Genomic DNA, 12083 nt, shown 5'->3' with positions numbered 1-12083 from the left:
GGCGAATCGTCCGTCAAGAGGGGGCGCTCAGCGCTTTGTGCGCACCGTCAAAGTTTCACGCAGGTTCAAGATCGAAGGCGCTTTGCCGCAAGCCTTGGCTGTCGACCTGCAGTGCCCACCCCTGCTTGTCCCAGTCGCCAAGCACAATGCGTTGCGCCGCCTGGCCGTTCACCTGCAGGTCATGGGTGGCCGGGCGATGGGTGTGGCCGTGAATCAGTGTGCGCACACCGTGCTCGGCCATGATGCGCGGTACTTCGTTCGGGGTGACGTCGACAATTTCGCTGGCTTTCATACGCGTCTGGGTGCGGCTTTCATTGCGCAGTTTACGCGCCAGCTTCTGTCGGGTGCGCAGGGGCAGATTGCGCAGAATAAACAGCGAGAGCGGGTTGCGCAGCCAACGGCGCAGCTTCATGTAGCCCACGTCCTGGGTGCACAGGCTGTCGCCGTGCATCAGCATCACGCGCTGGCCATTCAGTTCGATCACACTGGGGTCGGGTAGCAGAGTGCAGCCTGCTTCGCGGCAGAACGCTTTGCCGATCATGAAGTCGCGATTGCCATGCATCAGGTAGATGCGTGTGCCGCACTCGCTGAGTTGGCGCAAGGCCTGGGCAATCGTGCGCTGGAAAGGGGTGATGGCATCGTCGCCAATCCACACTTCAAAGAAGTCACCCAGGATGTACAGCGCCTGAGCCTGGATCGCGCGGGTTTCAAGAAAATGCAGAAACGCCCGGCTGATATCCGGGCGCTCCTGTTCAAGATGCAGATCGGAGATCAGTAGAATCACTCAACGATCTCGGCACGCTCGATGACTACATCATCAACCGGTACATCCTGGTGACCGGATTTGCTGGTGGTGGCAACAGCCTTGATGGCGTTGACCACGTCCATGCCTTCCACCACTTCACCGAACACCGCATAGCCCCAGCCCTGAACGGTCGGCGCGCTGTGATTGAGGAAGCTGTTGTCGGAAACGTTGATAAAGAACTGCGCGGAGGCCGAATGCGGCTCCATGGTACGGGCCATGGCCACGGTGCCGATCTTGTTGGCGACGCCGTTGTTGGCTTCGTTCTTGATCGGGGCACGGGTGGTTTTCTGCTTCATGCCCGGCTCAAAACCGCCGCCTTGGATCATGAAGTTGCTGATCACGCGGTGGAAAACGGTGTTGTCGTAGTGACCTTCTTTAACGTATTGCTTGAAGTTGGCCACGGTTTCCGGGGCTTTGTCTTCGAACAGGTTGAGGGTGATAACGCCGTGGTTGGTGTGCAGCTTGATCATGGAGGTAATCGCTCTGTCGATAAATCCGTGAGACGCCGAATTTCCAGCAAAGGGCATTGCGGCGGCTCTTGGGCCTGTCAGGGGGTTGACAGCTTCGGCTATGATAAGCGCTTTGTATAAGCCGGCCTACCCTGAGAGCCTGTCCACAACCTACTGCGCGTTGGCTAAATGGCGTTGAAAGCCGCCTCGGAATGCTCATTTACAGTCGTAAACTCCGCTTCCTCGGCTATTTTCGCCACCGTTTAGCTCTAGCTCGCAAGGTTGTGAACAGGCTCTGAATCGTGCCCCGCACTCGCCAAGGACCCCATGAGCAAGCCAGAAACCGTCGCCGCCGCTAATTTCCTTCGCCCCATCGTCCAGGCCGACCTGGATTCCGGCAAACACGCGAAAATCATCACCCGTTTTCCGCCGGAGCCCAATGGCTACCTGCATATTGGTCACGCCAAGTCGATCTGCCTGAACTTCGGCCTGGCCAAAGAGTTTGGTGGCGAGTGCAACCTGCGCTTTGACGACACCAACCCGGCCAAGGAAGACCAGGAATACATCGACGCGATCAAGAGCGACGTGCAGTGGCTGGGCTTTCAGTGGGCGGGCGAGGAGCGTTATGCCTCCAACTATTTCGACCAGCTGCATGCCTGGGCCATCCAACTGATCAAGGCGGGTAAGGCCTTTGTCTGCGACCTGAACGCAGAAGAAATGCGCGCTTACCGCGGTAACCTCACCGAGCCGGGCAAGAACAGCCCGTTCCGAGAGCGCAGCGTCGAGGAAAACCTTGATCTGTTCGCCCGTATGAAAGCGGGCGAGTTCGCCGATGGCGCTCGTTCGCTGCGCGCGAAAATCGACATGGCCTCGCCGAACATCAACCTGCGTGACCCGATCCTCTATCGCATTCGTCATGCTCACCACCACCAGACCGGTGACCAATGGTGCATCTACCCGAGCTATGACTTCACCCACGGTCAATCGGACGCCATCGAAGGCATCACTCACTCGATCTGCACCCTGGAGTTTGAGGATCACCGTCCGCTGTATGAGTGGTTCCTGGCGCAATTGCCGGTGCCGGCGCAGCCGCGTCAGTACGAATTTGCGCGCTTGAACCTCAATTACACCATCACCAGCAAGCGCAAGCTCAAGCAGTTGGTTGACGAGAAGCACGTCAATGGTTGGGACGACCCGCGCATGTCGACCCTGTCGGGCTTCCGCCGTCGCGGCTACACCCCGGCGTCGATCCGCGCCTTCTGCGACATGATTGGTGTCAACCGCGCTGGCGGCGTGGTCGATATTGGCATGCTGGAGTTCGCCATTCGTGATGACCTGGACGCCAATGCCGCACGCGCCATGTGCGTGCTGAAACCGCTAAAAGTAGTCATCACCAACTACCCGGAAGGCCAGGTCGAGAACTTAGAGCTGGCGCGCCACCCCAAGCAGGACATGGGCGTGCGTGTATTGCCGTTCAGCCGCGAAATCTATATCGATGCCAGCGACTTCGAAGAAGTCCCGCCGGCCGGCTTCAAACGCCTGATTCCGGGCGGCGAAGTGCGACTGCGCGGCAGCTACGTGATTCGCGCCGATGAGGCGATCAAGGATGCCGACGGCAATATTGTCGAACTGCGCTGCAGCTACGACGAAAACACCCTGGGCAAAAACCCGGAAGGCCGCAAGGTCAAAGGCGTGATTCACTGGGTGCCAGCGGCTGAAAGCGTTGAGTGCGAAGTGCGCCTGTACGACCGCCTGTTCCGCTCCGCCAACCCGGAGAAGGACGAAGAGGGCGGCAGCTTCCTCGACAACATCAACCCGGATTCACTGGTGGTGCTCAAGGGTTGTCGTGCCGAGCCATCCCTGGCTGAGGCTGCACCGGAAGAGCGCTTCCAGTTTGAGCGCGAAGGCTACTTCTGTGCCGACATTAAGGACAGCAAGCCAGGTGCACCCGTCTTCAACCGTACCGTAACGCTGCGCGATTCCTGGGCTTAATCAAGCCGGACGCGTCATAGACCGGGCCAGCGCACTGGCCCGTGGTTTTCCAAGGAACCCCGATGCTCTCGATCTACAACACGCTGACCAAAAGCAAAGACGTCTTTAAACCGCTGGTGGGTAACCAGGTGCGCATGTATGTGTGCGGCATGACGGTTTACGACTTCTGTCATATCGGTCACGCGCGGGTGATGGTGGCGTTTGATGTGGTGACTCGCTGGCTGCGCCACCGTGGCTATGAAGTGACCTACGTGCGCAATATCACCGACATTGACGACAAGATCATCAAGCGCGCCAATGAGAACGGCGAACCGTTTGAAGCGCTGGTTGAACGTATGATCGCGGCCATGCACGAAGACGAGGCGCGGCTGAATGTGTTGCGTCCCGATCAGGAGCCGCGTGCCACCGGGCATATCGCCGGCATGCACGCAATGATTCAGACGCTGATCGACAAGGGGTATGCCTATGCGCCTGGCAATGGTGATGTGTACTACCGGGTGGGCAAGTTTGTCGGATACGGCAAGCTGTCGCGCAAGAAGATTGAAGACCTGAAGATCGGTGCGCGCATTGAAGTCGACGAAGCCAAGCAGGACCCGCTGGATTTCGTCCTGTGGAAAGGCGTCAAACCCGGCGAACCAAGCTGGGAATCGCCTTGGGGTGCCGGCCGTCCGGGCTGGCATATCGAGTGCTCGGTGATGTCGACCTGCTGCCTGGGCGAGACTTTCGATATTCACGGTGGCGGACCGGATCTGGTATTCCCGCACCACGAAAACGAGATCGCTCAGAGCGAGGCGGCTACTGGCAAGCTCTACGCCAATGCCTGGATGCATGCCGGCGCGGTGCGCGTGGACGGCGAGAAGATGTCCAAGAGCCTGGGCAACTTCTTCACCATTCGTGAGGTGCTGGAGAAGTATCACCCGGAAGTGGTGCGCTACCTGCTGGTGTCCAGCCACTACCGCAGCCCGATCAACTACTCTGAAGACAGCCTGCGCGAAGCCAAAGGGGCGCTGGAGCGCTTCTATAACGCACTCAAGGGCCTGCCTGATGCTACACCGGTGGGTGGCGAAGCTTTTGTCGAGCGCTTTGCGGCAGCGATGGATGATGACTTCAACTCGCCGGAAGCCTGCGCGGTGTTGTTCGAGCTGGCCCGCGAGATCAACCGTCTGCGTGAAAGCGATGTGCAGGCTGCTGCTGGTCTGGCCGCGCGCTTGAAGGAGCTGGCTGGAGTGCTGGGTGTGTTACAGCTGGAGCCTGAAGCCTTTCTGCAGGCCGGTGCTGCCGGTAAGGTCGATGCGGCCGAGGTGGAGGCATTGATCGCTGCGCGTCTGCAGGCCCGCACCGAGAAGAACTGGGGCGAGTCCGATCGTATTCGCGATCAGCTCACCGCCATGGGCGTAGTACTGGAAGACGGCAAGGGCGGTACTACCTGGCGCCTGGCTGATTGAGTCGCTGAGCCTTCCTGAGGCAAACAAAAAGCCCGCTCAATGAGCGGGCTTTTTGTTTGCCGATAGCGCAAGGGTCAGACGATCACACCCTGGCTGCGCAGGTAGTCGTCATAGCTGCCGCTGAAGTCGGTCACGCCGTTGTCCGACAGCTCGATGATGCGCGTGGCCAGGGAGCTGACGAACTCGCGGTCGTGACTGACGAAGATCAGCGTGCCCGGGTAGTTTTCCAGTGCCAGGTTGAGCGCCTCGATGGATTCCATGTCGAGGTGGTTGGTCGGTTCGTCCATCAGCAGCACGTTGGGCTTCTGGCAGGCCAGTTTGCCGAACAGCATGCGGCCTTGCTCACCACCGGACAACACCTTGACCGACTTCTGGATTTCATCGGAGGAGAACAGCATGCGGCCCAGTGCAGCGCGAATGTTCTGCTCGCCCTGGGTCCACTGGCCCATCCACTCAAAGAGGGTGTCATCGGCTTCGAAATCGTGGGCGTGGTCCTGGGCGTAGTAGCCCAGTTCGGCACTGTCGGTCCATTTCACCGTGCCGGCGTCCGGGGTCATTTCACCGACCAGGGTGCGCAGCAGGGTGGTCTTACCGATGCCGTTAGGGCCGATGATCGCCACGCGCTCGCCGGCTTCGATGGTGAAGCTGAAATTCTTGAACAACACCTTGTCGTCGAATGCCTTCGACAGCTTGTCGAGGGTTACCGCCTGGCGATGCAGTTTCTTATTCTGATCGAAGCGGATAAACGGGCTGACGCGGCTGGATGGTTTGACCTCGGCCAGCTGGATCTTGTCGATCTGCTTGGCGCGGCTGGTGGCCTGCTTGGCTTTCGAGGCGTTTGCCGAGAAGCGGCTGACGAAGGTCTGCAGCTCGGCGATCTGTGCCTTCTTTTTGGCATTGTCGGCCAGCAGTTGCTCGCGCGATTGGGTCGCAGCGGTCATGTACTCGTCATAGTTGCCTGGGAACAGGCGCAGCTCGCCGTAATCCAGGTCGGCCATGTGGGTGCAGACCGAGTTAAGGAAGTGGCGGTCGTGGGAAATGATGATCATGGTGCTGTTGCGCGCCGTGAGGATGTTTTCCAGCCAGCGGATGGTGTTGATGTCCAGGTGGTTGGTTGGCTCGTCGAGTAGCAGCACATCCGGGTCGGAAAACAGCGCTTGGGCCAGCAATACGCGCAGTTTCCAACCAGGGGCCACTTCGCTCATCGGGCCGAAATGCTGTTCCAGCGGAATACCCAGGCCCAGCAGCAACTCGCCAGCCCGTGACTCGGCGGTGTAGCCGTCCATTTCGGCGAACTCGCCTTCGAGTTCACCGACTTTCATACCGTCTTCTTCGCTCATTTCAGTCAGCGAATAGATGCGGTCACGCTCGGCCTTGACCTTCCACAGCTCGGCATGGCCCATGATCACGGTGTCGATTACGTTGAATTCTTCGTAAGCGAACTGGTCCTGGCGCAATTTTCCCAGGCGCACATTCGGCTCCAGCATCACCTGACCTGCGGAGGGTTCCAGATCACCACCGAGAATTTTCATGAAGGTCGATTTACCGCAGCCGTTGGCACCGATCAGGCCATAGCGGTTGCCGTTATTGAACTTCACAGACACGTTTTCAAAGAGCGGCTTGGCGCCGAATTGCATGGTGATATTTGCGGTTGAAATCAAAATACTTACCTATCAAGGGCTTAGCGGCGGCTGATTTTGTCCTTGGGCCACGCTTGGGGCAGTTTTAAGCTTATTCAGCTCGTCCCAATCGTTCCGAGAGTTAAGCCAGCGCGCATACGTAGGCAGCAGCATCTGGACGCTATGGCCAAGTTGCTGAGCGATAAAGGCGGGGTTCATTCCGGACATTAGGCACATTGTCGCATAGGTGTGACGGCAGTTGTATGGCGGCCTGTAGCCGATACCCAACGCTTTCAGGGCTGGACGCCACTGGTGATGCAAATCAGACGTCTGCTTTGCGAGCTCGTTGTTCTTTGATGGCGGGAAGATAAACGGAGTACCGGTGGCTTTTCCCGCACTTTTTCTCCGGCGCTCTGCGTATTCCTCGGCATCGCCTAGGGGCGATTCAGAGACAAATAAATCTGTCCACTTTATTTCACTGCTCAGAGCATCAGCACAGCAATGCATGCTTCATAGGTTCGTGCTATGAAAGGCTCTACCGATTTTCAGCGCCGCACGCACAGAACTCCGGGAGTGTGTGCGTCGCTCATTTTTGCTCGTGCTTGAGTAAGGAAACCCGAGATGAAGCTAATTAAGACATTCCTGTTCTGCGGTTATGCCTGCAGCCTGGTCATGGTAGTGACGGGGTGTCAGGAGGAAATACAAACGACGGAGGCGCCGCGTCCCGTGCGCGCGGTCATTGCGAAGGCTGTCTCCATCGGCGATGAGGTCGCCCAAACGGGCGAAATCCAGGCGAATGTCGAAACTAACCTCGGCTTCCGCATCGACGGCCGCGTCGCGACCCGTATCGCGGAGATCGGCATGAGTGTCGTCAAGGGGCAGGTTCTGGCGACACTCGATCCGAGCGACGTTCAGAACGAAGTGCTGACCGCCGAGGCCGAGGTGAAGAGTGCCGAGGCAGTGGAAGGATTAGCGAAGTCGGAGCTTGATCGACAGCGCACCCTCTTCGCCAAGCAGTTCGTCGCGCGGGCGCGGGTCGAGGAAGCCGAGGCCAACTGGCGTGCCTCCAACGCCAAGCTCAATGTCGCCAGAACGGGACTGCAGACCGCCCGCAACAAGCTGACCTACACCGAGCTCCGTGCGCCCGACGACGCCATCGTCAGCGCGGTCCTGGTCAATGCCGGTCAGGTCGTCGATGTCGGTCAGCCGGCGATCAAGCTGTCTTCCACCCATGAACGCGATGCCGTCTTCAACGTGTCCGAGCGGATCTACACCAGCGTGCCCTCCGACGTGCAAGTCGAAGTGGCGCTCCTATCCGATCCCTCAGTCAAGGTGATCGGCCGGCTCCGCGATGCCAGTCCGACTGCGGACCCGGCGACCCGCACTTATCGCGTCCGTATCGCGCTGCCCGATGCACCCGATACCATGGCGCTGGGCGCCACGGTAACAGGGCGTCTGATCCTGCCCGGTAAGTCGCTCATCATCCTGCCGTCCTCGGCCTTGACGAGCGAGGCTGGCAATCCTGCGGTGTTCGTGGTCCATCCCGCTCGCCAGGAGCTTGTCCGTAAACCGGTGGTGGTGGCGCGCTACACGGCAACGCAAGCGTTGGTCGAGTCCGGGCTCAGCGAAGGCGATGCCGTGGTCACCGCAGGTGTGAGCAAGCTCAGGCATGGCCAGAAAGTCACCTATGATGCCCGCGAGGTGGCCAAATGAGTTCGAGCAAGACAGGTCCGCAAGGGCAGAGCGGCTTCAATCTCTCGGCCTGGGCGATCGCTCAAAAGCCGCTGATCTTCTTCCTCATGCTGATCACGCTGCTCGGCGGCGCGATGAGTTATTCGAAACTGAGCCGCAACGAAGACCCTGCCTTCACCATCAAGACCATGGTGGTGGCCGCACGCTGGCCCGGCGCGAACATCGATGACACGACGAAGCTGCTGACCGATCGCCTGGAGAAAAAGCTCGAAGAGACCCCCTGGCTCGACCGGCTCGACAGCTACACGCGCCCGGGCGAGACGGTGATCATGGTGAACCTGCGCGACGATGCGCCGGCAGACATTGTTCCCGACGCCTGGTACCAGGTGCGCAAGAAGATGGCCGATATCGCCGTGACCCTCCCCAGCGGGGTCCAGGGTCCGTTCTTCGACGACGAATTCGGCGACACCTATGGCCAAATCTATGGGTTCACGGCCGAGGGATTCTCGGATCGGGAGTTGCGCGACTACCTCGAGGGCGTGCGTGCGGAATTGCTGCGCATCCCGAACATCGGCAAGGTGCAGCTCCTGGGCGTGCAGGAGGAACAAATTGCCGTCGAATTCTCCATCAGTCTACTGGCGGCCTACGGCCTGGACGAGCAGGCGGTGCTGAGGGCTCTGAGTGCTCAGAACGCTGTCAGCCCCGCTGGAACGATGCGCCTGGCAGACGACAAGATCGCCCTGCGCGTCAGCGGTAGCTTCGAATCCGAGGAGAGTCTGCGGGCCATGACGCTACGGGCGAACGACCGGTTCGTGCCGCTGACTGAGCTGGCCACTATCCGACGTATCCCGGCCGACCCGCCATCGCCGCAGTTCCGCGTCAACGGCGAGAAGGCCCTCGGCGTCGCCATCTCCATGGCTTCCGACGGCAACCTGCTTGAATTCGGGGAAGCGGTGCGAGAGCGCATGGACGAGGTAGGGCTGGCGTTGCCCCACGGCATCGAGATGCGTCTGGTTGCAGACCAATCGACCGTTGTTAAGCAGGCCGTGAGCGGTTTCCTGAAGATGCTGGCCGAAGCGATTGCGATCGTGCTCGCCGTCTCGTTCCTTTCGCTCGGCGTCCGCGCTGGCCTCGTCGTCAGCATCTCGATCCCGTTTGTCCTGGCATTGACCTTCATCGGTATGGAACTCACCGGCATTGGCCTGCAGCGCATCTCGCTAGGTGCGTTGATCATCGCCCTTGGTCTGCTCGTCGACGACGCGATGATCACTGTCGAGGCGATGATTGGAAAACTGGAGGAGGGCTGGAGCCTCAAGCGAGCGGCGAGCTTCGCCTACGACTCGACTGCCTTCCCAATGTTGACGGGCACGCTGGTGATGATCGCTGGCTTCATCCCGGTCGGATTCGCCGCTTCGAGCGCGGGTGAATACTGTTATTCGATGTTTATGGTGGTATTGATTTCGCTATCCGCATCCTGGGTGGTCGCAGTCCTTTTCTCGCCCTTGCTCGGCACCTTGCTTCTGCCGAAATCCCTACCGAATCATGGCCATGGCCATGGCCGGATCATGGGGCTCTACCGGCGCGCCTTGTCATGGGCTCTGGAGCATCGCGCGATCACGCTTGCCTCGGCTGGCGTGGCCTTCGCGCTGTCGCTTGTCGCCTCGGGCCAGCTCGAACAGCAGTTCTTCCCGCCCTCCGACCGGCCGGAGCTCCTGGTCAGCCTGATGCTGCCGCAGAACGCGTCGCTGGAGGCGACGGAGCGGGAGGCACTGAAACTCGAGAAACTGCTCAAGGAGGACGCCGGTGTCGAGCTGTTCTCGACCTATGTCGGTTCCGGTGCCATACGCTTCTACCTCCCTATGGAGGTGCTGCTGCAGAACGACAATGTGACCCAGGCGGTGGTGGTGACCAAGGGCATTGAGGAACGTGACGCACTGCAGGCCAAGCTCGCCGGGCTGTTCAAGACGGAATTCCCGGGACTCATCGCGCGGGCGACGCCACTCGAGCTCGGCCCGCCGGTCGGCTGGCCCCTCAAGTACCGCGTCACGGGACCCGACCAGAGCAAGGTGCGTGACCTGGCCGGAGAGCTTGCCAACCTGCTCTCGACAAACACGGATACCCGCGAGGTGCATCTGCTGTCGGGTGAACCGCAACGGAGCATCATCGTCGCCATCGATCAGACGCAGGCACGGGCGCTGGGGCTTTCCTCCGAGGAGATCGCCAGTGCCATGGCGTTGATCTTCTCTGGCATGACCGTAACCACTGTGCGCGACCAGGATCGTCTCGTTGACGTGGTCGTCCGCGCGCAGATCGGTGAGCGCACCAACCTCGCGACTCTGGCTAACCTGCAGATTCGCTCGGCCCATGGGGTTGCCGTCCCTCTGTCGCAGATCGCCAGGCTCAGCTACGGCGTCGAGGATCCGATCATTTGGCGGAGGCAGCGTCTCCCGCTGGTCACCGTTCAGGGCGACGTTCGTGAGGGCGTCGAGGCGGCGACCGTCGTACAGGCGCTCGAGCCCGCCGTCGCGCATTTCGCCGCCGGCCTGCCCAAGGGCTACAAGGTCGAAACCGGCGGTGCCGTCGAAGAAGCCGCGAAGGGAAGCGCTTCGCTGGCCGCCGTACTGCCGTTGACCGCCCTCGTGATGTGCGTGCTGCTGATGCTGCAGCTCCGCAGTTTCTTGCGGATGTTCCTCGCCCTGGCGATGGCACCGTTCGGCCTGATCGGAGTGGTCCTGGCCATGCTGCCGACCGGAACGCCCATGGGTTTTGTGGCGCAGCTCGGGGTCATCGCCCTGGTCGGCATGATCGTCCGCAACGCCATCATCCTCATTGAGGAAGTAGACATCAATGTCGGCGCGGGCCAGTCGCCGCGCGAGGCCATCGTACAGGCCGCGACGCACCGGGCACGGCCTATCGTGCTAACGGCCTGCGCAGCGATCCTTGGCATGATTCCCATCGCGTCGCAGATATTCTGGGGGCCCATGGCCTTCGCGGTGATCGGCGGGCTCTTCATTGCGACAGTGGTGACTCTCACTGTGCTCCCTTGCGCCATTTCCCTCCTGCTGCAATGGGATACGGGGCGGCGCAGTCGGTCAGAGCCCGAGCCCTTGCAACATTCATAATTGGGTATCAACCTGGGCCTGGCGTCCAGAAGTGATCGAGAGGTTTATGCCAGGCCCCGAGCCAACAAAGGTCCTAGTATCCATCCCGGCGGGGGCGTTCATGAGCGGCCGCTTCCGTGCTTGCCGGCATGCTGACGCCGCCATTGCCTGGCGTTTGCGAGCCGATTCGTCGAGCACGCGAGGCGGTTCCAGGTCTGCCGATTGCTCGAGTGACGGTCTGAGCGCGGGGACGTCCGCCGGGGTCGCGCTCCTGGATACCGGGCACGCAGTGGGCAAACAGCCGCACCAGGCGTTCGCCAACCGGCGGTGGCAAGACCACTTTGCTGCGCATCATCGCCAGCCTGGCAAAACCGGACAGCGGCAGCATCGAGTTCCACGACGAAGATTTCTCCAGCCGCGATGTGCGCGCGCGTAACGTCGCTTCAGCACTGCGCGCTTGCTGCATGGGTATTGCCTGGGCTGAACCAGATCAAGTATCGCCCTGAAAGGCGTTGCCGTTACGCTTGCGGCATGTGTTGGCTGCTAGGGCCAGCGGGCAATCACGCTAACCCGCTGGAAAGGACAGGCTATACGAAAACCTGACGGGCCAGGCCGCGCGGCATGCGATGCTTGCCCGGTAGTTGTGTGAGGCGCTGCTGCCATTCGGCGCGAGGCGACAAGGTTGCGGATGGAGTGGCGGAAGCACTTGCTGCGACAGCTTGTTTCGCGGCCTTGGCCGCTGCTCGGAGTTCCGCCAGTGTAGGGGTCTTACGCACGGGCTCGCTCGCTTCCTTCTCAAGGGTACGCAGGCACAGTTTGCAGGAGGCCTGCTTGGCATCTTGGGTCATGTCCAGATTCAGTCCTGTGCGCCCGCATGCAACATTGCCCTGGGAAACGGAGTAATGGATTGCCAATGTGTTGTCTCCTGGATTTTCGGGCGCGGGATTCTACACGTATTGGGCGATATGTAAGTGATTGAA

8 protein-coding genes and 2 pseudogenes are annotated in these 12083 nt (G+C 60.4%); 5 read left to right on the top strand and 5 right to left on the bottom strand.

The window, feature by feature from the left end; all coding sequences use genetic code 11:
- Positions 1 to 55: 55 nt before the first annotated feature.
- Together lpxH and DBR00_RS10055 are read right to left on the bottom strand one after the other, a co-directional pair.
- A complete protein-coding gene (gene lpxH / locus DBR00_RS10060; RefSeq protein ID WP_108488289.1) occupies positions 56 to 784 on the bottom strand; it encodes a UDP-2,3-diacylglucosamine diphosphatase in 729 nt (242 codons plus the stop codon).
- A complete protein-coding gene (locus DBR00_RS10055; RefSeq protein ID WP_108488288.1) occupies positions 781 to 1275 on the bottom strand; it encodes a peptidylprolyl isomerase in 495 nt (164 codons plus the stop codon). The genes lpxH and DBR00_RS10055 overlap by 4 nt, the downstream gene beginning before the upstream one ends.
- A gap of 306 nt (positions 1276 to 1581) precedes the next feature.
- Between DBR00_RS10055 and DBR00_RS10050 the strand changes: the two genes are divergently transcribed.
- Positions 1582 to 3246, top strand: coding sequence for a glutamine--tRNA ligase/YqeY domain fusion protein (locus tag DBR00_RS10050; protein WP_108488287.1), 1665 nt, complete (start codon positions 1582 to 1584; stop codon positions 3244 to 3246).
- A gap of 62 nt (positions 3247 to 3308) precedes the next feature.
- The gene (gene cysS, locus DBR00_RS10045; protein WP_108488286.1) at positions 3309 to 4691 is read left to right on the top strand and encodes a cysteine--tRNA ligase; all 1383 of its coding nucleotides are present in this window, start codon (positions 3309 to 3311) and stop codon (positions 4689 to 4691) included.
- 74 nt (positions 4692 to 4765) lie between these two features.
- On the opposite strand, the gene DBR00_RS10040 is transcribed toward cysS, so the two are convergent.
- Both DBR00_RS10040 and DBR00_RS10035 read right to left on the bottom strand, forming a co-directional pair.
- Positions 4766 to 6352, bottom strand: coding sequence for an ABC-F family ATPase (locus tag DBR00_RS10040; RefSeq protein WP_108488285.1), 1587 nt, complete (start codon positions 6350 to 6352; stop codon positions 4766 to 4768).
- Between the two features lie 12 nt (positions 6353 to 6364).
- Positions 6365 to 6739 (bottom strand): annotated as a pseudogene (locus DBR00_RS10035) (site-specific integrase); the annotation flags it as partial.
- A 192-nt stretch (positions 6740 to 6931) separates the two neighbouring features.
- Between DBR00_RS10035 and DBR00_RS10030 the strand changes: the two are divergent.
- From DBR00_RS10030 to DBR00_RS21025, 3 genes and pseudogenes are all read left to right on the top strand, one after another.
- Positions 6932 to 8023, top strand: a complete 1092-nt coding sequence (locus DBR00_RS10030) for an efflux RND transporter periplasmic adaptor subunit (RefSeq protein WP_108488283.1) — start codon at positions 6932 to 6934, stop codon at positions 8021 to 8023.
- Positions 8020 to 11124, top strand: a complete 3105-nt coding sequence (locus tag DBR00_RS10025; RefSeq protein WP_108488282.1) for an efflux RND transporter permease subunit — start codon at positions 8020 to 8022, stop codon at positions 11122 to 11124. The genes DBR00_RS10030 and DBR00_RS10025 overlap by 4 nt, the downstream gene beginning before the upstream one ends.
- A 296-nt stretch (positions 11125 to 11420) precedes the next feature.
- Positions 11421 to 11543 (top strand): annotated as a pseudogene (locus DBR00_RS21025) (ATP-binding cassette domain-containing protein); the annotation flags it as partial.
- 147 nt (positions 11544 to 11690) lie between these two features.
- Here the strand turns inward: DBR00_RS21025 and DBR00_RS21020 are convergent.
- Positions 11691 to 12017, bottom strand: a complete 327-nt coding sequence (locus DBR00_RS21020) for a hypothetical protein (protein ID WP_108488280.1) — start codon at positions 12015 to 12017, stop codon at positions 11691 to 11693.
- Between the last annotated feature and the right edge of the window lie 66 nt (positions 12018 to 12083).

The organism is Pseudomonas sp. HMWF032 (assembly GCF_003060885.1).
Taxonomy (GTDB): Bacteria; Pseudomonadota; Gammaproteobacteria; order Pseudomonadales; family Pseudomonadaceae; genus Aquipseudomonas.
The sequence above is the reverse complement of the archived record's forward strand: the minus strand, read 5'-3'. Positions and strand labels throughout refer to the sequence as shown.